The sequence below is a fragment of the Bradyrhizobium sp. B097 genome (genome assembly GCF_038957035.1).
In the GTDB taxonomy this organism is placed as follows: domain Bacteria; phylum Pseudomonadota; class Alphaproteobacteria; order Rhizobiales; family Xanthobacteraceae; genus Bradyrhizobium.
Genome location: NZ_CP152412.1, coordinates 7,079,482 through 7,102,578 on the forward strand (window position 1 = coordinate 7,079,482; position 23,097 = coordinate 7,102,578).

The window sequence follows — 23,097 nt, forward strand, 5'->3', positions numbered from 1 at the left end:
CCAATTTCGGTCGGATCTAGGACATCGATTTGCGATGCACGGCAGCCCGGTGTCTGAGGATCGGTACCCAGTCGGGCGCGCGTCTAGTAGTATCGCCGCAAAGCGACGGGAAGCTTGATGACAGCGCGGTCAAGCGCGCGTGGGGTCCCTACGATCCGGATCACCGCGGCTATACACGCCGGATTCGCTCTGGAGCGCGCCTGGTCAGCAATTCAGCGCCGTTCTCCCTCACTGCCACCATTTCCTCCGCGACTAATTGGTTCCCGCTCGAGGTAGTCAGGCTTGGCTCGATACACAAAACCATTCCCGGCTCAATTACCCAATCCTGTTCCGCGCAAATCGATGGCGGCTCCACGATTTCAAGACCGATCGAATGCCCCACACGGCCAAGTGTCGGTAGTGCGCCGCTTGTCATTCGTTCAGTGGACCCACGAGCGGCTGAGTAGAGCTGGTTGATGGTCATGCCGGGTCGCACCGCTGCGATTTCTTCGCTCGTGATGTCCCACAGGCGCTTGTAAGTATCCTCTTCGTCAGGCGTCGGAGCCCCAACTGCGAATACCCGGCAGAAGTCCGACCAATAACCGGCTACACTGCAGCAAGCGTCGATGAAGATCACGCTGTCGCGTCGGATTGACCGATCCGTGTAGCCCCCGTCCCAAGGCTGGCCAACGGTGTTAACGCACCGATATCCGACGGTCTCTCCTCCGAGCGTGAGGAGATCTAGTCCGACGCGAGTAAATACCTCCCGCTCAGTTTTCGCCGTTCCCAACCACTCGGGTACCTTATCATACATGCGATGCGTGATGCCGATCGCAGTCTTCATGTATCCGATTTCGCCGGCCGATTTGATCGCTCGCACGCGCCAGAGAAGATCGCTGCCGTCTTCAAGGATCATCTGCGGGAGAGCCGCACGCAGCCAATCGAACGCCAAGGGGGGGAGCTGCGGACGGTGATGGATCCCCAGTTCTGCGGCGACACGAGCCTTACTAAGCCCGAGGGCCTGCAGTTCATCCACAAGACCTTTGAGTCCCGGGTTCAAATCGTGACCGGTGCCGCCGAAAACCTTGATTTCGCAACCACCGCCAGTGGTCATGAGCGCCGTATCTTGCTCGCTCTTCGTGGAGCAGAGGATCGTCGCAGCCGCTTCTTTCGTAATGATAAGAAAAATCGGGCGGGTTCGGTTCAGCCATCGCCCGGTCGCGTGACCCGTGAAATAGCGGTTATTGGCCTCAGAATTGAGTACCAGAGCGTCGATACCCTGAGACTTCATCAAGGCAGCCGCGCGCTGGCGCCGCTGCTTGTATTCTTCCTGAGTAAACTCTGGCTTGACCAGCGTGGTATTCTCGATTGACGTTTCGGTCATATGGTTCTCCTTAACTGCTTAGCTCGTTGCTGGAAGTTTCGCCGATAGCCCCGCGTCTATGCCTATTCGTTGCGGAGCTGCCCCTTGCTCCTGAGCAAGGGAGGTCGCTTCCGACGCCAGGATGTAGCGCTCTCAAAAGCATGGGCCATCCGCAGCAGGAGAGGTTCGCAGTACGGCTTGGCTACCAGCTGCATCGAGACCGGCAAGCCGCCCTCGCCCAATCCGGAGCAAACAGAGATCGCCGGATAGCCGGTCACGTTAAAGGGTATATTGAAACTAACCTTCTCCCACGTGGACCATTTCTGCACGGCTTCGAATGGTATTGCTTCCGTCGCTTGTGATTTCGTGACAAGTACGTCGACGTCCGCCGTAGCCGCTGCCATTTCAAGGCACAACTCGCGCTGCCGACGCAGCGCATCGACGTACTGATCGCCAGTTATCAGTGCACCAAGCCCGACGCGGTCGCGAAAGAACTCGCTATAGTCATAATAACGGGTCGTCAGCCACGGCTTATGAACCGCATAGCCTTCCGCAAAGCAGATCAGGGTGCAACACGCGTGATAATCACTTAGGGGCGACAGCTTTACATCGGTTACTGTGGAGCCGAGTTCGCGCAGCACTCCTAAGCCTTCTTCGATGCCCGTCCGAGTGGCCGCGCTAACAGGGGCATCGACTTCATGAAAATGACGAATTACGCCAACCCGCAATCCCTTGATCCCGGCGTGAATCCCGGAAGTGAAGTCAGCGACGGGACGGCGGAGACCTGGCTCATTCGAGCTACGAGCCTCCATCGCCTCCAGCAGGAACGCGCAATCCTCCGCTGTCCACGCCATAGGCCCAGCATGATCCAAAGTGAAAGAAAGCGGGAGAATGCCGCGAGCATCGATCAGCCCATAAGTGGGTTTGATCCCGGCGATCCCGCATACCGACGCAGGCCCACGGATGGAACCGCTCGTGTCAGATCCCGTGCCGCCCAAAATGAAGCCGGCGGCCACAGCGACGGCCGTCCCGCTGCTACTTCCTGCGGGGCTGTAGTCTGGATTCCAGGGATTACGAGGCGGCGGCCAAGGAAGGTCAAAGGACGGACCGCCCAGGCCGAATTCATAAGTCCCGAGTTTGCCCATGAGCACGGTGCCTGCCTCGGCCAGATTGCGAACGGCAACCGCATCTTCGGCCGGAACGTTGTCCTGCAGGATGCGGGAGTTCCAGGTCGTCCGTATTCCGGCCGTGTCAAAGGCATCCTTGTGAGCGATGGGAATGCCATCCAGCTTGCCCTTGGGCTGACCGCTGCTCCAGCGCCGCTCCGACGCGCGGGCATCCTCCATCGCTCGTTCTTCGGTCAGGAGCAAAAAGCTATTAAGCTGATCGTCCGCAGCGCCAATCCGGCGAAAGCAGTCCTGCGTCAGCTCGACCGGCGAAAGTTTCCGTGCCTCAAACAGCCGAGACGCTTCCGCGATCGTGAATTGCGGTGTCATGGGCGCTGCTCGGGGTTAAAGACGAGAGAAGGTTGAGCGCCTGCAGGCCTATCTCGCGAAACGCGATCGGCTAGCAAGTCGACGATCGGGCTGGCGCGTCGCAACTCGGCCAGCGTCTCCGGCCTTAGTCGCAAGCCACTCCGGCTCATCGCGCCATCGAATTCAGCATCGGTCATGCATTCTTCCTTTCTCGGGCGCTGCTGACACAGAGCGACGTGGTCAGCCGGCCTGCCTCACAGCCGCAGAAACCGCTTGGCATTCTGGTAAAGCCACAGATCTTTGACGTCGTCCGGCAGACCAAGCGCATCGATTTCTCGCACAGCCTGCCCAGGTGATAGTCGCGGGAACCCGGAGCCGAAAATAATCCGGTCCGTTAGGAGTGTTCGACCGTACTGCAACAGTGATTCATACCCGGAATTCGCAACCGCCAGCAGCTTCGGCTTGACCATCACCAAGCCAATAAAAAGCGTTGGATGCTTCCACGCCACGCCGAGCAGCTCCTGCACCCATGGCCAACCCGGAGGTGCCGCACAGACGCGCAGATCCGGGAAGTGCGTTAGGACTTCATCCAGCAGAAATGGCTGACCGTAAGCCATGGTAGTCTGCATGGAGAAGTTGATGCCGCAGTGGATATTGACTGGTATGTCCAGCTCTACGCATTTGGCATAGAGAGGGTACATCAGTTTGTCGTTGATCGGAAGTCTGTGCTCAAAGCACTGAAGGTTGAGACCACGCAGCCCCAGTTCTTTGACTGCCCGTTCCAGCTCGCGGACTGCCTGCATACCTTTGTGCGGATCGACTGAAGTCCTAACGCACTTCCCGGATCTGCGCGTCTGTGCGGCACCTACTGCTGGCGTCCCCGGATCCCTCTGCGCCGCAGTGCGACGCATTACAAGCCTTATGACGAGCTCGAAGGCATTAGCGAAGTTAAAACCGAGCAAGCTCGGTGTCCGTACTCGAGTAAGCGGCCGAAATGAGCTTGTAGCAACAGCACGTCCTGTGCTCGAGGCTATCCCGGTTTCCGATTTGCAGTACGCCGCGCGTCTTCTGAATCAATCCCAGCTCTTCGAATAGGTTCAGCGTCTCTGTAATTCCCGCGCGCCGCAAGCCTAAGACAGACGAAAGATAATCATGGGTGACTGGAAGAACCTGTGCGTCAATAGCGTCGCTTGCCAAGCAAAGCCAAGTTGCTAGGCGCTTTTCGCGGTTGTGACAAACCCCGCAAAATCCAGTCTGCGCGCAATGCAAACCAAGAGCTTGGACGTACCATGCGAGACGATCGAGGATTTCGGGCCGCGCATTCATCAGCCCACGTAGAGCCTCAACATCGATTCTGTGCGCCGTACCAGGAAAGAGGACGACAGATTGATGGGTGGAAACATGGCCTCCGACCAACCGCGAAGCGCCGACGGCGCCCCGATATCCAATGACTGCTGTTTCAACAATCGCTCCCGCCGCAGCTATCCTCAGCGAGACAAGCCCCGATTCTATGAAGTAAACATAATCAAGTTTTCTTCTCGGCTCCTGAAGGACCATGCGTTCTTTCAGGACAATGGGTTCAAGGCACCTGCCGATCTCCGAGAGGCCCTGACACGAAAGCCTAGCTAAGATTTCATTTTTAACAAATGACCTCACAGGAATGCGCCCCGTTCCCTCGCCAGACAGGAGTGGTTGTGCGAACCCTGCAGACCCGTTGGAGCCGGCAGACACATAGTCGGTCATAGCGGCCTGTCTCCGATGGCGCACGTGAGTTCTGGCACGGCCAGCCCGGCGCTAAAACGTTCTAGAATGCTCACTTTACCCAACTATATTACTTCGTTTGCCAATGACTAATATTTTCCGCTCTCCGAGATGATTCCAAAAAGTTATGTGTCGATCGGGCCTGACATCCTCCGAATGGGTAGACACAGGGTCGGACAGCCAGAAGGTGTCGAATGGAAGACGTGCGCAGCGAACGCCGTACCAGACTTAGATTATTCGCCCAAACGCCTGCGCCGCAACGGCCATGGTCGCCAGCAAGCCCATCACGAAGGTGAGGCTAACGACATAAGCCTTTCCGGCCAGCGCAGCCGCGGCGACCGCCTACGCGCCGATACGACCGATGAACACGAGATCCGTAGTCGTCATAGCGATTTGTCCAAGCTGCGTCAGCACCATAGGCAAAGCGAATTTCGCGATTTCGCCCAGGTCGACGGAGCCATGTGATGACCAACCGCCGATCCCCTTGCTCCCCGCCGCGGGGTCGACACTGGCTTTGCTACGGCAATCTTATTCATGAAAATGATGCGTCCTGTCTGCCTCATCGGGCCACGACCTCTTTTGCTCCGAGGAGGCCCCTCTCTGCCCATGCCCCGAGTGCTGCTCATACGGGAGCCTTGCGCAGCCACACGCCACAGAGGTCACGGACGCTAACTTGTCGATCTACTGTTGATTGCCGTTCAGGGGCACGCCACCCAAATAAGCAGCGTTAGCTTGACCAGCGGTCGCGCTCCAAGCGCAAAGTCAAGCGGCAGGTGAGGCGTGCGGCCGGAGCGTGCCAGATCATGCAATCGCCAGCGCGAAGAGCGCTCCCGGCATTGTGGGTCATGGAAGCAAAGTAATGCGCGAACGCATGGCTGAGGCTGGGACGGATGGCGGCATTGACCACTCGAATTCGCTCGTGACGTTTACGAGGCGATTATCTTGCGAGACAAGACGGCCATTTCCCTGAGGGTTGCGGTACCGAATGATGCATGAAACTTCCCTTCAAAGAACGTGCCAACAGCGAGAGCTCGATTTGTAGAGAGTGATTTTCCCGCGAATGTGCTGTGTGCCCGACAACATGTTACGAATCCAACAATCAACGTGAGATCGCTTCTTCCCGATGTTTTAGTCATGTAGCCAGCCGTCACGATCCCGAAGACCTTGGCTTCGAAGCAGTGGGCGCTGGCCCGGATGCGGTTAGCGGCGGCGTTGTTGAAATTGCCGTAATTGCGAAGATCTAAGCTGGCGGGCGCCCTGCATTCAGCCCGAGCACTAACTCTGAATTCGTCAAAGCGGTCCGAATGATCCACCCCGTATCCATTTTGGCCCGGGGCCAATTGCGGAAGGTACTACTGCCGTAACGAGCTTAAGTCCCCTAGCTCCATAACTTCCTTGCATTAGCGCTTCAGTTTGCAGGAATTTTTAGTGGCACGCTCATTGCCAGGAGGAAAACGCCCCCTCTGGGGCTGGGCATCGTGCAAGGAATTGCTGATGACGCCTCTGCGCCAGCATGTTTTGTGAAGCCAAGGAACTATTACAAACGTGAAACTCCTCGAAATTCCTCTGCGGCGCGGCCGCGGCGACCTTCATTTGTCGGCCGGAATCCTCCGGCGACTGGGTATACACGAACAGATCACTGTATCTGGTGGTTCGTTCGTGACGCGCACCCACGTGTCAGACATACTCCGTTCGAGAATGGCTATCGTCCAAGGATCGTCATCGAGCAATTGCACGTAATTCAGCTGGATATTCTCGTCAATCCGCAGATCGTCAGCACGAGGCCGTGTCATCCAATCCCCCCACAGCCGGATAACCGAAGTTTTGCTAGGCGTGATATCTTCAATGCCATAATCGAGCTAACGTCACCATCCAGTTTTTGATATCCGACCATTACGGGCAGCGAGCGCATGGATATCGATCTTTCGGCGGGAGAACAGGGGCTTGGTCGAGGCCCCGACGACATGCTCACCACTCTGGCGTAGTCGCTTCCCAAAAAAGGACCAAGGAGAAGAGAGTGACCACTCAAGAGCATGCATCCAAAATCCGTACCCCCGAGCATCCTGCGGACCCAATTTTTATCAATCGCTGGTCGCCGCGTGGGTTCACCGACAATGAAATCCCGGAAGGAGTTCTGAACACCTGCTTTGAGGCCGCTCGGTGGGCGCCATCGACTTTTAACTCCCAGCCATGGCGCTTTCTCTATGCCTTGCGCGGCCAGCCGGAACTCGAAGCCTTCCTTGCACCTCTGGTCGACTTCAACCGAGGTTGGGCGCAACATGCGGCGGCTTTGATCTACCTGTTGTCGAGCAAGGAGTTCACCCCACATGGCAAGACCGAACGACAGTTCTCGCGCACGCATTCCTTCGACAGCGGATCGGCCTGGGCCAACTTTGCCAACCAAGCAACGGCCGCAGGCTGGGCCGCCCACGGCATGACTGGATTTGACGCAGAGAAAGCGCGCACTGAGCTGCGGGTGCCTGAGGGTTTTTCGGTAGAGATTGCGATCGCCGTTGGACGCAAGGGCGACGGCGCACACTTGCCGCTCGGTCTACTGAAGCGTGAACAGCCGAGTGGACGATTGCCCGTCGGTGAGTTTGTCGGGCGCGGCTTCTTTCCTGAGCGATTTAGACGTTGACGGATGGGGTGCGCTCTGACTTGACCCTCACAGGACTGCGCGCCCGACGCGGCGATCAGCCTCGAGCGGAGTCCGATCAACATGCCGATATCATGCGGACATTCAGCAGTTGACGTACTTGTCTAGCGCAAGTGGGCGCGCGGTTCCCCAACGTATACATCGCTATTCATCCAAAGCTGCAGCGAGCGTTTTCTTTTGACGATGATGCGCATCACTATTTTGCGATTTTTGATATTTCTTCCAAGAAAACGCTCAGCTTGCAATGCTAACGAATTTGATCTCGTCCAAGATTCAAGGAAGATGTCGCGCATCATTCCGATTTGATCTCGCTCGGGGCTGAGGAGTTCTGGCTATTTGGATTCTGGCCTCGAGCTAGCCGCGTATTCTTGTATAGCGCCTCGAGGTTTGATTTTTCTGCTGTTCCTGCTGGGCACGATGGCAACGCGCTTGCGTTGTCCAAGCGCGGCGGCGTGTCCACAGCGTCACTTACTTCAAGCCTTTCGGATTGGTTTGTAGTTCGCCGCATGCTCTCGCCATTAAGATTTATCCGGTGGGCTTTATGGCCCAGGGCGGTCGAGGATGACGCCGGCGCAGGAAGGATCGCGGATCAGGGCGTGCCAGGGGAGCTAGCTGGTGAAGCGGTCGTAGCGATGATCGAAGGTCTCCGCGAATTCGTGGTGGACCGCTGTGTCGAACGGCTCGAGGCCGCAGTCGTCGAGTAGGAGGAAATCGACACGGCCCAGCGTGCGATGGGGATGGCGGCTGTCGCCGCGCACCAATGCGAGATCTGGGGACGCGCGGGACGCGCTGATAAAGCTCGCCCCGCTGTCGCGGCAGGCCTGTTGCCGAGCGCTGAGGCAAGACAATCGCTCTTGCCGACGCCGGAGGGTCCGCAGATCAGCAGGTTGATATAGTCGTCGATCCGTCGGCGTTCGACCAGCATCGTCAGAACGCTGGGGTCGAGGCCAAGCGGGGCGCCATGGTCGAGGTCCTCAACCAAGCTTTCGACGCAGCTTCGCATGTTGCAGCCTCGTGGAACGCAACTTGTTGACTCGCAGCGACGCTCCCAGTTCGAGCAGGGTTGCACAGCACCGCGGTAGCCGGCCCCGCTCGTGGCTGTCTCCTTGCGGATACGCTCGATGATCTAGCTGTCGTCGAGACGATGGCCAGACGCCATGTGTTCCGGCTATGATGGTGTGTTCTGGCTTTCGCTCAGCGCTGAACGCGATCCGCTTGCCTTTCTGAAGCATCTCAATGGTGTCTGGCGGTGAAACGCACCTCAAGCTTGGCATGGACCATGCGAGACACCGCAGTAGTACACTTGGACCTCGACGTGAAACTCGACGCTGACTCGGCTGATCGGTTACTCGGCGAACACGCCAGGGCTCTTTGGCAAGACCCCGAGTGCCGGCCGGTCCATCTGCTGCAAGGCCATGCCGAGCTCCCGGATCGGTCGCTCTTCGTTGAGCCGGGTCATGAACTCGACGATCGCCGCGACCTCGAGGCTGTGGAAGTTCGACGGCGACGTCCGAGCAGCCAGTGCTCGCGTACGAGGGCGCCTGCTCAACCTTTGTCTTGGCCGATGGCCATCGTGGTCTGATGGGCAGAATGGCGGCGTCGGAATGCGCCGCCGGCGTGGCTGTGGAGGCAGACCTTGAGCAACCGCGACCTTGGTGTTGTCCGGTACGCGCAGTGCCGGTACATCGCCGATCGCTTCGAAAGACGACGTAGGCTATCGATCCGGTCACCAGGCCCATGGGCCAGGTCTCCTGCGCGCATGTGAAGCTCGATGAAGCACCGCGACGAAGATCTGCGCGGTGCGCCGCTCGCCGGAGAACCGCTTGATCACGACCGACACGCTGTTGCGGGTGCTCGGCGTGGGATGAGATAGATATCCGCCATCTCAAACGCCGGGCGGCGCCGCGCATCCGCGCTGGCCGAGATCCCAATCGTAGGCGAGGTCGCCGCGCGGGCTTTTAGTCCGCGCTATCAGATTGTCGCGACTTGCGTATTGGGCTTTGCCGATGACGATCGCGCGCGGCCAAAAGGACTTGGATGAGCCGGATACAGCATACGGCGCCTCGCAGCAACGCTGTGTCGCAGGACACGTGCCGCAACCGGCTTATCGAGCCCGGCATATTGCTGAGGTTTGCGGCAAGCCTCTCGCCCAATGACGTTCACCGGGTCGTCCAGACATGCGGTTTGCCATATCGTAGGACGCTGACCAATCGCGGCAACAGCGTCTCGTAACGATCCTTGCCGCCCCTACCGACGTGATCACGATTAGCATGCGCTTGCTGTCGATCGCACGGACATCAGCCCGCAGACTAGGCTGCCCGGTGGACTGGTAGCGGGGCGCCACCAGTACAACGCGATTCTGCACGGCCGGTACAGTCTCCAGAAGAAAGGCGATTTTCTCCGCACTTAACACCAGTGTTTTGCGGGGACTCGTTGGCCGAGATGATTCTCTCAATCACGTCCTTACGCCCGAGCGTCATCGCCGCATAGAGAAAGCACTACGCGCATCATTTGTCGATGTGGGTCCACGACCGCATCAATCCGATCAGGCGTAGATCCTGCTCGAAGCCGAGGTCGTCAAGTGATTGGCCGAACTGTCAGCTGAAGTACTCAACCGGCAAACATGAGATTGTCGCGTCGAGGTTGATAACTTGCGCAGCTATACTATCGTCGGTCAAGCAGCGGTGCAGCGGGGGCTCGAACTCATCATGAGCATGAGGCATTCCTGTATTGTGAGGACGGACCTGCGGTCTGATCCTCTCAATCAGGTGCCTCTTAAATGAATGGCCCCGCCACGCCCTCTCGCGGCGAGATCCTTCCAGCTGACGACATCGGTTCGAACCCGTATCTCTGCCATGATAATGTTCCGGATCCTCGCGCGAACAAGAATAGTTCCGCTTCTCGCGTATTATTCCGGAAGATCACAGTATAAGCCCTGGCGCTGCGGCCCCTGTTCTTGCGGAGCACGATTGTCGTCGTGCTTGACCGGCGTGGGGGATGCTCTCATGCCTCAAGGCGTCAAGTCGAGTTCGGCAGCGGTGTGGGTGCTGCTCCAAGTGAACGGCCATAAAGCCACGGACATGCTTCGTATCCCCTCCAAAATTGGTAGGAGCACTCCCTTCCCTTTTGCCGTATTCTTCACCATTGAGCGCCGACCGCGCTCGTCATTAGCAGGCCGAAAGTTGCAAGTGGCGAGCGCCTAGACGACGACGGTTGGAAACAACTAGAGATCGGCAGATCTGCGGGTGGGGTGCTAGCCGCGGGCATTAATTCAAGAAGCATAATAGCGATGGGTCCGCTGAACCTCCTCCGAATGAGTGGACACCTGTAGTAGGCTCTGAGAGCCAAGAGGTGTCGGATGCAAGAGCGTCAACGTCGGTCGTTTACCGAGGAGTACAAGCGGCAGGCCGCTGAACTGGTGGTCTCGAGTGGTCGGTCGATCACGTCGGTCGGCAAGGAACTCGGTCTGCGCGACTCGGTATTGCGGCGCTGGGTGGAGAAGCTGCGGCATGTGCCGGCATCGGCGACGCGGCGCCCCGCGACGCAGGCGGCGCCGATGCCGGCGGACCAGGCTGCCGAGATCGCCCGGCTGCGCGAGGAGAACGAGCGGCTGCGCATGGAACGGGACATTCTAAAAAAGTCGATCGCGATCTTTGCCGGAACACGGACATGAGCTTCCGCTTCATCGAGGACCATCGCGATGCCTATCCGGTGCGGCTGATGTGCGCTGTGCTCGGGGTCTCGGCGGCCGGCTATTACGCTTGGCGGGAGCGGCCGGCGAGCGCCCGTACAACCACTAATACTGCGCTCCTGGCTTCGATCCGACAGGTCCATCAGGACAGCGGCGGCCGCTATGGCAGCCCACGCATCCATGCCGCGATGCGGGCGCAGGGAGGTGGCGTCAGTCGTGGCCGGATCGAACGCTTGATGCATCGGCACGGCATCCGCGCCATCATGGCAGCACCGCGTCGCGTTCGGACCACCGACAGCCGTCATGGCATGCCGATCGCGTCGAACCTCATCGAACGTCACTTTGCAGCTGCGGCTCCGAACCTAATCTGGCTCGCCGATATCACCTACATTCCGACGGCAGAGGGCTGGCTCTATCTGGCAGCCATCATGGACCTCTTCAGCCGCAAAATCGTCGGCTGGGCGATGCGCGATCACATGCAGGTCGAACTCGCCTCGTCCGCCTTGACCATGGCGATCCGCCAGCAGCGGCCGGAGGCCGGATTGATCCATCATTCCGATCGCGGCGTGCAGTACGCTTCACAGGACTATCGCGCGGTCCTGTCGACCGCCGGCATCACCGCATCGATGAGCCGCAAGGCCGACTGCTACGACAATGCCCCGATGGAAAGCTTCTTCCATACCCTGAAGACCGAGCTCGTTCATCATCGCCAATACGAGACCCGCGCCGAGACCCAGCGCGACATCTTCACCTTCATCGAGGGCTTCTACAATCGGATCCGTCTCCACTCCGCCATCGGATATATCGCCCCGATCGAAATGGAGCTAAAAACAGCTTAACCCTGTCCACTGTTTTGGGGGAAGATCACCGCACATATCGACAAGGAATGTATGCTTCAGGAGGATCGTCACGTCCGGCAACGTCACGCACCGGTTGGGATAAGCAAGAGAGACGCAGCACGGGCGGCGAGTTTCCTGACAGGAGTTGATTAGTGGCTGGTGTAGTTTGTGCGTGCCGGACAATTGGCTCAGCAGGGCTCGATGGGATTCCTGCGACTAGACCGGCCATGAAACCGCGTAGAGCCTGTGCCGCGGCGGACCTTTACGGCCCTGATTAAGCGAGGCCCGCCGATTCAAGCTCTTAAGTCGCCAGTAAGGTCAAATCGCTGATGTCGAACGCAGATGTGGCTCTTTGCATTTCCCGTCGGGTCAATCGGTATGGCCTGTTCGAAATGATTCGATGGAATCGATTGGAAGGTAAAATGCAAGCATTCTAAGGTCCGATACCTTTGGATATCCGCCTATGCATTTCAAAGCGTTGGCTGAGAACATGCCATCAACCTCGCAAAAGCTTAAGGAAAGATGATGAAGCTCGTCGAACCTCACTCGCGCAGTCGAATTGCGTCAACCGTCTTTATTGGGAGAAATCGTCGCGGCAACTGGATTGCCCGCGAGCAGAACGGCACATTCGGCGGACTGTTCACAAACCGCGCCCAAGCATTAAAGTACGCGGTGTTCGAGAACGGACATCATCCAGAAATCATCGTCGAGGTCGCGAGAGAAATCGAACTCGATATTTCCGTACATCAGCATGTCGATCACACGAGTAGGTAGACTAATGCGCCGATTAGTTTAGAAAGTTAAGTGCGGGCTCGCATCCGCCAAATGTCCTCTTCGGTCGTGGCTAACATGCCCGGTTGTCCGCATCCGCGATTGGAAGCAGCCATCTGGTGCAAATGGCGGATGTCAAATTGCCATGCCTTTTCGGCGGTGGCATATCGTCGACCGGACGGACGGCATCCATGGCGCCGCAAGCGGCATCATGCATTCGATCTGCGCAACGTCGATGAACTCTCGTTGGTGGGTATTACGGGGCGTGAGGCAGCGCAGCCAGCGTTGCTGTTTGCCTTGTTGGCCAGCGCCGCACAGCGCAGGCGGTCAAGGAAGCTCGTCACGGATTCGGCGAGACGCAGACAGACTTTCTTCTCCTTATTGGTTTTCGATCGCTTGCAGCGCCGAAAGGCAAGCCTGTTCGCAGCTGCGCAAATTGGGCATGCGACTGCGCAGCTCTTCAAGTGAGAGATGGCTCCCCTGATAGGCCGTGAGGAGACGCTCGACGCTTTTCCGGGAGCGCGCAGGGTCGCGGCGAAGCGTTTCCTCGGGGCGCTGTGTGAGATCGGCGTTGCGCGCCGCCGTGAGTCGACGCTCAAATTCGTCTTCAATAAGGTGTCGGTCTTCAAGTAAAAGCGCGATCTCTTTCCATACCACCTCGTCCAGCAAACCCTGGCGCATCTGGCGGTTGTCGCAGACCCGTCCGCCGAGCCAGCGCCAGCCATCCGGCCCAAGCTTCTTGTTGGCTTCCAAAGGCTCGTTCGCCAATGCGAAAGTCTCCTTGCTGATGATGGTCGGCACTTTGGCCCTGTTGCGAGGCGCGACGCCGCCGCGCAGTCGCAACGGCCGCGTCACACGCATGTGCGGCGCGATCCGCGTCTAGCCAAAGCAGGCCGTTCCTTTATACGCGGGATTGCGCAGCATCGCCCAGACGGTCGAGCGTTCCCAGCGGCCTGTTTCTTTGGCTGTCGGACTCTTGCGTTCATTGAGCAGGCGCGTGATGGAGCCGATGCTGTATCGCGCCAGAAAGCACGCTCACTTGGCGTTGAAGGGCGCGATGGCGCTTCCCTCGCCGCGACCACTCCAGGATTTGCGAGCTTTCTTACTCGGCGATCATGCCTTGAAAACTGCAGCAGGAGCTCGTCTGCCGGCGTCGCGGCCCGTCTCGAGCGAATGAACAATACCTCGACGTCGGCGCCCGCGAGCTCTTCGCCAAGAAGGATTTGATGCGCATGCGCCCGCTCAGCCGATCGGGAGCGTAGAAGAGCACGGCTTCGATCCGCCCTTCTGCGGCGAGATCGCGCAGTCGTTCAAGCCCAGGGCGCAACAAGCTCGCGCCGCTACGGCCGTCGTCTTCGATCGCCCATTCCGCCGGCACGTCGCAGTTCTGATCGCGCGAAAGCGGTCAGCGCGCTCGTCTGACTGGCGAGCGTGTTCTCCTCCTTCTGTTTGTCCGACGACACTCTGGCGTACTTCGCGGCGGTTTCAACTTCGCCTCCCGTCACATCGTCGTCGGCCCGCACGAAGCGCACCTAGTTTGGAACGAGAACTTCGCAAACCTGTACGCGGGATGAAATTTTCGACCAAAGCTGCTTTGCTCATGGTGGTATTCTCCAATCTTGGGATATTTCGCCTTACAAGCTGATTAGCATTGACCTGAAAGTCGCTGAATGAGACGAGTTACCTGTAATGCCAGTCAGGAGACCGGAAAACGAAGCCAATGAGTGAAAACTCTTGTTCTAAAGGAGGCGCGTCTCTGTTGTCCCGCTATTGCGTGGTTGATATCTTCATATCGCCTCCTCTTACCTGGCAACTAGCATTACATATCTTTCATAGCCATCGCTGCTACCTCTCCTAGTGGGCTCTGGTTCTCGATCATCTCGGTGCGATCGAGGTTGCGGTGACCTCTACCCCTGGCTGCGATTGCGCGTCGAGCTCGCCAATTTCGGTTGACAAGCTCTTCCCCCGGTTCCAGATTCTCCTTGATCATCATCTGTGCGACGCGGTCCCCGACCGTCGGAATGCCCAGAGGACGGATGCCGCCGTTGGCTTTGGGAATCTCCGCGCGCCTTACCGCTGGCGGGAAGTAGCTTCCCGATGCCATGTGGTTCCGGAGCTTGTCGAGGTTATTTCCAAGAAACTTATCCAAGCTCTGGCCATCGACGCCCGCCGCTTTTCCATCCCTGCCGCCATTTGGTAAGCCTCTCAGACCATATACACTTGGTGATTGGCAACGGCTTGTCCGGTGTCATGACGCTCCTCCCGCCAAAGCCGGTTGGCGTCCGATGTCGAACAGGGTAACGCAGCCGCTTCGCTCCATGGCCATTAGAGCGACTTCAGCGCTACTATGAGCTACTCCATCCCTGTCTCGGGTATTGGCTTTCTCCCTCGTGGTGTGCGCCACTTGCGGATGCCCTTATACCCCGAGCCAGACGCCTGTGATGAGATCATGCCGCCTATACACCGGCGGCCGCGTGGACCGTAAGCAGGTATCGCCCACACTCTTCCGAGCATCACTATCCCCATGCCCATTTTGGCAGCGTTTGGACCCATTTCGATTCGTCATCGGCGATTCGCTTGCGCTCATCTTCTCATCACTAACCTGCCGGCGTAGCCCGGCCGCCTTTTCCCTAGCGCTCACCACCACGTCTCTTTAACGCAGTAGCCTGGAGTGGTTTGAAGCCTGTCCCAGCAGGCCGGCTTCGGGAGGCCGAGCTCCCGTCTTCAATACAGTTACGCTGGCAGATACGCACCAGCCACGAGGCACACACAGATAGCCTCGATCTTGGTGACATCAGCACCGAGATCAGCCAGTGTGCCGGTACACAAATGAGCCTACAAACCCGTCGCGAGGTCAATGACACCGATTCCCCGCACCGATCGCCGATCTGCATCGATGCAATCGGACAACCCCGCCGCTGTTAATAGCTGATCACTGTCCAGCCCGCCGATTTCGATGCGATAACGCTCTCATAGACCATTTCCGGGCCAAGGGATGCTCCAGAACATCGGTGATCCAAAATGCGACATGCATCAGGCGGCAAACTCGCCGCCTGTGACGTCGATGGTTATACCGGTTACAAAGCCCGCCATCGGCGAAGCCAGAAACGCTGCGACGTGCGCAATCTCTTCAGCTGTGCCGAAACGGCCAACTGGAATCCGACTGAGGGCAGAGCGATTGACCGCGGCCTCGGCTGGCCCAGTCAGGTCACTGAGAACACGCCCAGGAGCGATGCAATTGACTGTGATGCCGTGGGCAGCGAGATCTCGCGCGGCCGCACGGGTCAATCCGACCAATCCTGCTTTCGACGCTGCGTAATGCGGCCCTGCGATCAGAGGCATGGCGCGGCCGGCGAGTGACCCGACATTGATGACGCGTCCATATCTCATCAGAGTCATCGCTGGCGCTAAGAGCCGTATGAGGTTGAAGGGACTCTTGAGGTTGACATCGAGGACCCGCGTCCATTCCTCAAGCGATATCTGCGACAGCCAGGGTGCATTCTGATCTAGCCGCTTGGGGGAGATTCCAGCGTTGTTTACTAGAATCGCAATCTCGCCCCAACGCGCCCGGATACGATCAATAAAGCATTCTAATTCGCTTTCTCTCGTTACATCGATCGCCTCAGCATAAAGCCGATCTTCCGAACCGGTAAGAGTGTCAAGCGCCCGCCCCACATGCGCAACGCTTGTAGCCACGAAAGCCACACGGTGGCCATCAATTAAGAAACGGCGCACGATTTCAAGTCCAATCCCGCGTGCTCCTCCAGTCACGAGAGCAACGCGTCTTTCGCTTGGGCAACAGGGCTTTTCTGGTTTCGGCAGCATAATTCTCAAAAATCCGCAAGCGGCGCAATGAGCGAGCCCACAGCCATGGGAAGGTAAAGTCGCGTACACCTCCGGACGACGTATCGTCCCCGTCGCGCCTTGATTCGCTCACTGCGATTCGACAAGTCGCCGCACGCTGAGCCGTCGATCTTCATTTCCAACGATCTTATATTTCCGCTTGCAATGCTCCGCAGCTTTTCCTTGATTGGGATCCAACAGGCGGCGCGACTTCCTCGCTCGCAGTTACCGATGAAGCGCCCATCTTTCAGTCGGACAGCGCTCTCCGTAGGAGTATTCATTGTCCCGTCGGCACACGTCGATGACGTTCGTCTCATCGATCGCGATATGTTTTCGAACGCGAACAATGGAGCCTCATCTATCTTTGTCACCTTCATGACCTCCCTCACAGAATGGCCGATAGTGCCTCAGGAAGGGGTTGATGCTATGCTCGGCTTGGCGGCTTTATCGGGTACCCTTTCCAAGATGCAGCCGGACAGCCGTTCTATCTCCTGGACTTCATGATCGGCCGTAATGCACACTCGAATCCCCGCTTGTCCTTGCGCGACCGTCGGGAAGAATATCACGGAAGTATAGAAGCCATCATCGAGAAGCTCTCTTGCGATTGCAATCGCCTTGGCTTCGGAGCCGATCGCGATCATTCGGATCGGAAGTGAATTACCTTGCTCAGCGGTTGCGAGAAGATCGTCAAAAACCTTGATCCGTTGCGACAACCGCTCCTGCCGGTCACCGAGCTCTGCCGATCGATGAATCTTGCACGAACCAATCGCGGCGCCGACAGCAGCCAAATTGGGAGCCACCGAGAAGGCATACGGAATTGAGTACCGCCGAAACAGAGTCTCTTGTTCGGCCGTTCCAAGCATCAACATGCCGCCCGATGCGCCGAATCCCTTTGCCAGCGAGGCTACTATGATCGTGCGGTCACCTAACGCTTCCGCAAACTGAGAGCGGGCAAATCCTTCGCCTTCGTGTCCAAACAGCGATATTCCATGAGCATCGTCGATATAGAGAAAGAGACCATAGCGTTCTTGGAGTTGGCGGAGTTCCTTGATCGGCGAATGCCCTCCCATGGAATAAACACCATCGCACACATACGCAACCATTGGATGTTCACGGCACAAAGCCTCGAGGGCATCCATATCGTTGTGCGCTATTGTTTCCACCTGCGTTTCATCAGCAACTATCGGCTTATGATAAGCGAGCGATATGTGGGCAATGCGGTCGAAGACCACAACCGGCTTTCTTCCGCCCGTCAATTGGCCCGAAGCAAGGAGGGGCATTGCGCCCAGATTGGCGAGCATGACGGTGGAAAAGGCGATCACGCGCGCGCGAAACATCTCCGACAAGTTTTTTTCAAGCTCTTCTAGAAGATCGAAATTAAGTCGTGTTCGTGCGCAGGACCAGTGCAATGACCGATGCGCCTCAATTGCCTCAATCGCCCCAGCTACGACCACTGGATGATTATCCAGGCCCAAGTAGGAGCATCGTACGAAGTCAGTTATCTTCGGCCTGCTGTCAAGCGGACCGCGGCCTAAGGCAAAACTCCGTCCGGTCATAGAACGTGCCGTGACGGCCATGAGGCCAGCCGCATGGGCTGCGTCGAAGTACGGACTGCTCTTCTTGATGACGTAGGCGGTGTTCCGAAAGTGACCGGTCGGCTGGCCGCGACTAAAGAGCGGGTTCGATTTTTCCATTTATTCCCCGTTCCATCTGCTAAGCATGCGCCCGCTTACCGCTAAGATGACCGGGACGACTACTTTACCACAACGGCCCGACCACAGATTTGCCTGATCCTAGTAGTAGCTATCGGCCTTCTGATTCAATTAAACCACCGCGACATCGCTCGAGCACCTACCAGATAGAGTGGGTTAATCGCAGATCGCCCCAATAGCAACAAACTAGACGGAGAGCGATACATTGCGCAACGTGTCGCTTTGGTCATGCGCATACGTCCACTGCGTCCAGCATGTCTTCGTATTTATCGAGAAAGCCCGTGAACACATGGATGATGAATTCGGCGTCGGCGCAAGCCATTTGTGTCGAGATCGAAGCGGCAGTCCCGTATGGCAAGATGATGCCGCTCTCCGCAAAGAAGCGCGTAAGTTGCTTCATTAGAGTTACTCCGGCGAGCCCGGGATAAGCTTCACGATAGTCACTCGGCATTTGCGCCATAGGATGGATACGAAATAGTGAGGCGGCTCCGGTCACGCATAGGGGCACGCCCCGATTTGAAATGGTCTGACCAATGCCTTCTCTGACAATGTTTCCAAGCATCTCAAGGTGTGCAAAAGCCGCATGATCTAGATGCCGCATTGCAACGAGACCCGCTGTCATGGATAGAGGATTGGCAGAAAATGTACCGCCTTGAGGTAGCAGTGGCTGGCCCGCTGAGGCATCGAACATTTTCATCACGTCCTCGCGACCGCCTATTGCTCCAATTGGCAATCCGCCGCCGATGATCTTGCCCATCGTGACGAGGTCTGGAACAAGACCATAGCGGACGGAAGCTCCCCGGAAACTTTGCCTGAGATTCAGGACTTCGTCAGCTATCAAAAGAATGCCGCTGCTACGGGCAACGTCCTGAACCGCAGCAATGAACTCAGGCGTCGGCGCTATTAGACCACCGCGGCTTGGCATCGGATCCAAGATGACTGCGGCAAGCTTCTGCGCATGCAATAGCAATAACCGACGTACGCTTTCCACATCATTGAAGCGGAGCACGACCACGTCATCGAGCACGCTCGCCGGCATCCCGCGATAGACACCCGTAGAACTGGGTGCGTCGGGATCACCCCAGTCGTCCGGCATGGCCGCTAGACTGACCTCGGCCCAGTCGTAGGCGCCATGATACGCGCCTTCAAGCTTCGCGATTTTCGAACGTCCCGTGAAGGCTCGGGCAGCCTTGATCGCAAACAGCACAGCTTCAGTCCCCGTGTTGACAAAACGGATTCGATGAACCTGCGGAATGCGCTCGCACAGTAGCTCGGCGAGCTCGATCTCGCTCTCTGTAGGGTTCGCGAAACAACTGCCGCGCTGGAGCTGATGGGTTAGCGCTTCCACGACGGGCGCAAAGGCATGGCCATGGATCAACGTCGTGAAGTTACAATTGAGATCCAGAAACCGACGGCCATCGACGTCGAACACATAGCAACCTAACCCACGCTGGACATAGAGCGGAATCGGATCTCGTTCGACGGTTGATCGTGATGTGCCGTCAGGGAATATGAACCGCGCGCGGGCAAAGTTATCCCTAGATCTCTGTCCGACACGTGCATTTTCCATCATATTTCGAGCCCGATAATTCCTGGTTCACCTCATTTTGAACGATCTAACGGACACAACAATCGTCACCTACTGTAGTCACAGAGGAAGAAAGTTCAAATGCGGATCGCTTCTGTCGTGCTATCAACAAGACTCCTCAACTCCTCGCCGGTTAGCCAAACGAGTAAGTCGTCGTCCGCAATATCCTCTGCTACCAGCCGTAATATCGCACCACCGGCTTCATGATGCGTATGTCCGTATTGCGCAAGAACGCCTTTATCCAAGGTCCATTGCGCGGCAAGTCCACATAAGAAGTCGGGCGCCCACATTGCAAAAGAAATGCCGCGCAATACGGCAGCCATGATCTTGGGCACGCCCTGACCTCTGAAGTCTTCGCGCAACCAAAAGTCCCCGTGGTAGGCCACTCTCCCGCTGATCTCCTTCGCGCTTGGTGCGGTGCAGGTACAACGGTCGTCAGGATGTGCATGTATAGTCGGGTCAGCGTAAAAGGCCTTCAGAGATTCAAGATGTTCCGCAAAGTTGGTGCCAGAAAGATCATACAATCGAGCAGCCTGTACAAGTGCGACCGCATTGTCTTTGTCGATGCCTATCATCCAATATCCTTCGCCTGATTTGATTGGCGAGCGATCTGGCCGGAAATTTGGATACGTCAGCCTTTTTGTTGGAAGAGCGTGAGTAATCGAGACATACTCTTGAAAATCGAATCCGATAGAAAGCTTGATCCGTTTTTGGGCGGCAGCGTCGTCATACACTCGGAGAAATCGAGAGACTTGCAACGGATTAACGACAGTTGTCATCTTCTGCACCTTTGGTCTCATCCCAATGAACACCGTTCTATAGCCATACGGTCCAGATCGTATGGCGAGCGGCCAATTGATGGTACGCATCAACTAGGGCTCGAGACACTACCTACTCTGGTCGGCGATATTGGCTTCAACGCTCGAAGCGGTGCCAGCACGTTGAGCGGAAAAGCGTTCTATCGCGTAGCGAACTTGTTGGGTTGCGGCTCGCAGATCATGAATTGCTAAAAGAGTCCGAGGTCCTGGAAATCTTGATCGTACATCCACCTTTCAGTTATGAAAGGGAAAAGCTCACCGGATTACGATCGGCGAAATACCAAGCTTTTGTTGAGCACGAGCGCGCCAGATGATTCGCATGTGGCTGCATCTGTTGGGAAGAACGCGCCCTTCAAACAGTCGAAGATAGGGACTGCTCAAGTGCTGGCCGCTGGAAATAGTGCAATCCAGATATGGCCAACGCGCAAGCGTACCGTGGCCATCACTCGTAAGCTCTCGGTGCCTGGTCGCTTTGGGGCGAAGTTACGCAAACCTGATCAGCCCATTGACCAGTGCGTCCTAAACAGGGGTGCGGCAATGGCGGAACGGCCGCTTAAGGCGGTTATCTCACGATACTTTTTCGCGCACGTGGTAAAAACGCAACGCACACCATAAGATTTTACGGGTACATGCTCGCACGTCGCGGTGATTAGCGGCCGCGGCGCAGCGTCTTGGCATACTATATTGGCGCATGGCCTTTCGATGGTCGCTGGGATATCGGCATAGTGCTGCGCAGAAAGTGTCCGCCTCAGAACCGGTTCGTGACAGTACAAGCAGCGGATGGTGCAGAAGGATGTGTAGAAGAAAGCCCTGATCACATGTTGAAGTCTGACAACGCCGCGAGCGCAACGGCCCCAGCCGTATCACAGCATAGAAATCTTGACAGCAAGAAGGCGGATATATGTCGCCATGCGTTTGCGCCAGGCAATCCCGGCCTGGCCTGGTCGAGAGACTATTGCCGATATCGCTATGGCGTAGCGCGACGACAGAGATCGCGGCGACGTAGCCGTAGAGCATGGGGACAGGATGCCTATCGCGCGACCCGCAGCCATCCGCGAGCTCCGCGCGCGGCATAGCGGCAGCCGCCATCGATGATTACGTCTTCTAGCGAGGTCGGCGGCTCATACCGCGGCTTGTGTAGCTGACCGCTCTCGGTTTGCCGGACATGATACGCTCCAAGTCAGTCAGGTCGGCGTGCGGTCGAGGTCATAGTGTTCTGCAGTACTAGACCAACGATGCCGGAATCGCTTAACTCTCGACGCGTGCTTCAATGCAGATGAACATGACTTCCGGCGCCGGGCCATCGCAATCGAGCATCGGACGCTTGACCAATACCGCTGCTGACAGGCCATCGCGGCTCCGCTTCGATCGAAAACACACCGCTTAGAGAGGTTTAAACGGGACTTAGTATGTAAGCTCAGACGAATTTACCTCGGAAATCAGCGGAACAAACGAGAGCTAGTCGTGAGAGCGCTCGAGGCGAATTGCCATGATCAAACGATACGTCCGCGCGCCGTATCTGCAGCGAAGCGCCGTATCTGCAGCGAAATCCTCGCTTCTTAGTCGAAAACTGCTGGCTGTTCACGACCTTCCTATGAGCGCGCGTCCACCTAAGTTCATCGAGAAACATCCGAACTGTGTCGCATTAGAGCGTTCACCTGTTGATGGAAGCGTATCCTGCGTTTTCGAAGTAGTTGCTGCATTCGTTGGGCTGGATAGTTGTGATGAGTCGGCATATCGATCGTGCGCTTCTGGGCGGAGCGCATCCGGTGCTTGATCTTGGCGAAGCTCTGTTCGATCGGAATGAGGTCAGGAGAGTATGGCGGCAAGTACCAGAGCCTTGCGCCGGCGGCTTTGATCAAGCCGCGCAGGGTAGCCGGCTTGTGACTACCGGGATTGTCCATGATGACGATGTCGCCCGCCCGAAGCTGCGGCACGAGAACGTGCTGAACATAAGCGCGGAAACACTCGCCTTGATCGGGCTGTCGAACAGGCAAGGTGCGGTGAAGCGGTCACAGCGCAAGGCGCCGAGGAACGTCAGCGTCCGCCAATGGCCATGTGGCGTGAAGCTCCGCGCCCGCTCACCTTTTGGCCCCCATCCGCGCAACGGGGACCAATGTTGGTCCTGATGAATATCTCATCGATAAAGGCTAGGCGTCGAGGGTCGAGTTTGGCCTGCCATGAGCGGCAGCGTTGGCGTCTACGTGCGATGTCAGAGCGCGCCGGCTCGAGGGCGAGCAGCTTTTTTTGAACCGCAGCCCTTCGCGCCACAGAAACAGCCAAAACCGCATTGTGGAAGACCGTGGCCCCTCGCGCCGCGAGTTCGTCCTTCAGGGCATGCAGCGTCAAATGGGGCGTCTGGCCGATCCATTGCCTGATACAGGCGCGATGCGGCTCAAGCACCGGCTTGCGGGTCCGCCCATCTTGCCAGGCGCGCGATGACGCTGCGACCACTTCACCACTGACGACACCGCAAGGCCAACCTCAATGCGAACGAACGACAGCTCTCACCCTTCGCAACCGCCGCAACAACACGCTTACGCAAGATCATTGGAAAGTGGTCGGACCATCGGATGCCGGCCTCCAGCCCAGCCAGCATCT

The 23,097-nt window shown here is 57.4% G+C and carries 18 protein-coding genes and 1 pseudogene; 3 read left to right on the forward strand and 16 right to left on the reverse strand.

Translation table 11 applies throughout. The features are described from left to right. Window positions 1–169: 169 nt before the first annotated feature. The 4 genes from AAFG07_RS32560 to AAFG07_RS32575 form a co-directional block, all read right to left on the reverse strand. The gene (locus tag AAFG07_RS32560) at window positions 170–1,363 is read right to left on the reverse strand and encodes a Xaa-Pro peptidase family protein (RefSeq protein ID WP_342723805.1); all 1,194 of its coding nucleotides are present in this window, start codon (window positions 1,361–1,363) and stop codon (window positions 170–172) included. Between the two features lie 62 nt (window positions 1,364–1,425). Then, the gene (locus tag AAFG07_RS32565; RefSeq protein ID WP_342723806.1) at window positions 1,426–2,838 is read right to left on the reverse strand and encodes an amidase; all 1,413 of its coding nucleotides are present in this window, start codon (window positions 2,836–2,838) and stop codon (window positions 1,426–1,428) included. 233 nt (window positions 2,839–3,071) lie between these two features. Then, entirely contained in the window at window positions 3,072–3,620 is a 549-nt protein-coding gene (locus AAFG07_RS32570) for an amidohydrolase family protein (RefSeq protein ID WP_342723807.1), read from the reverse strand. A 145-nt stretch (window positions 3,621–3,765) separates the two neighbouring features. Next, entirely contained in the window at window positions 3,766–4,560 is a 795-nt protein-coding gene (locus AAFG07_RS32575) for a Crp/Fnr family transcriptional regulator (RefSeq protein WP_342723808.1), read from the reverse strand. 2,035 nt (window positions 4,561–6,595) lie between these two features. Here AAFG07_RS32575 and AAFG07_RS32580 point away from each other — a divergent pair. Continuing rightward, window positions 6,596–7,216, forward strand: coding sequence for a nitroreductase family protein (locus tag AAFG07_RS32580; protein ID WP_342723809.1), 621 nt, complete (start codon window positions 6,596–6,598; stop codon window positions 7,214–7,216). 122 nt (window positions 7,217–7,338) lie between these two features. On the opposite strand, the gene AAFG07_RS32585 is transcribed toward AAFG07_RS32580, so the two are convergent. From AAFG07_RS32585 to AAFG07_RS32595, 3 genes are all read right to left on the reverse strand, one after another. Beyond that, the gene (locus AAFG07_RS32585; RefSeq protein ID WP_342723810.1) at window positions 7,339–7,530 is read right to left on the reverse strand and encodes a hypothetical protein; all 192 of its coding nucleotides are present in this window, start codon (window positions 7,528–7,530) and stop codon (window positions 7,339–7,341) included. A gap of 312 nt (window positions 7,531–7,842) precedes the next feature. Then, window positions 7,843–7,995: a hypothetical protein gene (locus AAFG07_RS32590; protein WP_342723811.1), complete on the reverse strand. Its 153-nt coding sequence runs from the start codon at window positions 7,993–7,995 to the stop codon at window positions 7,843–7,845. Between the two features lie 584 nt (window positions 7,996–8,579). Further along, on the reverse strand, window positions 8,580–8,783 hold the full coding sequence (locus tag AAFG07_RS32595; protein WP_342723812.1) for a hypothetical protein: 204 nt from the start codon (window positions 8,781–8,783) through the stop codon (window positions 8,580–8,582). Window positions 8,784–10,592: 1,809 nt separating this feature from the next. Here AAFG07_RS32595 and AAFG07_RS32600 point away from each other — a divergent pair. Both AAFG07_RS32600 and AAFG07_RS32605 read left to right on the forward strand, forming a co-directional pair. Next, a protein-coding gene (locus AAFG07_RS32600; RefSeq protein ID WP_342723813.1) for an IS3 family transposase occupies window positions 10,593–11,764 on the forward strand; the annotation gives its coding sequence in 2 pieces (ribosomal slippage) (window positions 10,593–10,878 and window positions 10,878–11,764; 1,173 coding nt in all). A gap of 525 nt (window positions 11,765–12,289) precedes the next feature. After that, window positions 12,290–12,538, forward strand: a complete 249-nt coding sequence (locus AAFG07_RS32605) for a hypothetical protein (protein WP_342723814.1) — start codon at window positions 12,290–12,292, stop codon at window positions 12,536–12,538. A gap of 375 nt (window positions 12,539–12,913) precedes the next feature. On the opposite strand, the gene AAFG07_RS32610 is transcribed toward AAFG07_RS32605, so the two are convergent. The 9 genes and pseudogenes from AAFG07_RS32610 to AAFG07_RS32650 all read right to left on the reverse strand — a co-directional run bounded on the left by AAFG07_RS32610 (window position 12,914) and on the right by AAFG07_RS32650 (window position 23,066). Beyond that, window positions 12,914–13,396 (reverse strand): hypothetical protein, encoded by a 483-nt coding sequence (locus AAFG07_RS32610; protein ID WP_342723815.1) that lies wholly within the window; start codon window positions 13,394–13,396, stop codon window positions 12,914–12,916. Between the two features lie 18 nt (window positions 13,397–13,414). Then, the gene (locus tag AAFG07_RS32615) at window positions 13,415–13,561 is read right to left on the reverse strand and encodes a recombinase family protein (RefSeq protein ID WP_342729309.1); all 147 of its coding nucleotides are present in this window, start codon (window positions 13,559–13,561) and stop codon (window positions 13,415–13,417) included. A 76-nt stretch (window positions 13,562–13,637) separates the two neighbouring features. Further along, a complete protein-coding gene (locus AAFG07_RS32620) occupies window positions 13,638–13,913 on the reverse strand; it encodes a recombinase family protein (RefSeq protein WP_342723816.1) in 276 nt (91 codons plus the stop codon). 441 nt (window positions 13,914–14,354) lie between these two features. Beyond that, the gene (locus AAFG07_RS32625) at window positions 14,355–14,684 is read right to left on the reverse strand and encodes a hypothetical protein (RefSeq protein WP_342723817.1); all 330 of its coding nucleotides are present in this window, start codon (window positions 14,682–14,684) and stop codon (window positions 14,355–14,357) included. Between the two features lie 884 nt (window positions 14,685–15,568). Continuing rightward, entirely contained in the window at window positions 15,569–16,270 is a 702-nt protein-coding gene (locus AAFG07_RS32630) for an SDR family NAD(P)-dependent oxidoreductase (RefSeq protein WP_342723818.1), read from the reverse strand. Between the two features lie 515 nt (window positions 16,271–16,785). Next, entirely contained in the window at window positions 16,786–18,072 is a 1,287-nt protein-coding gene (locus AAFG07_RS32635; protein ID WP_342723819.1) for an aminotransferase class I/II-fold pyridoxal phosphate-dependent enzyme, read from the reverse strand. Between the two features lie 244 nt (window positions 18,073–18,316). Next, window positions 18,317–19,522 carry an aspartate aminotransferase family protein gene (locus AAFG07_RS32640; RefSeq protein ID WP_342723820.1) on the reverse strand — a complete coding sequence of 402 codons (1,206 nt, stop codon included), beginning with the start codon at window positions 19,520–19,522 and terminating at the stop codon, window positions 18,317–18,319. A 233-nt stretch (window positions 19,523–19,755) separates the two neighbouring features. Next, window positions 19,756–20,466 (reverse strand): hypothetical protein, encoded by a 711-nt coding sequence (locus AAFG07_RS32645; RefSeq protein ID WP_342723821.1) that lies wholly within the window; start codon window positions 20,464–20,466, stop codon window positions 19,756–19,758. 1,684 nt (window positions 20,467–22,150) lie between these two features. Next, window positions 22,151–23,066: pseudogene (locus AAFG07_RS32650) on the reverse strand (IS630 family transposase). Window positions 23,067–23,097 lie beyond the last annotated feature (31 nt).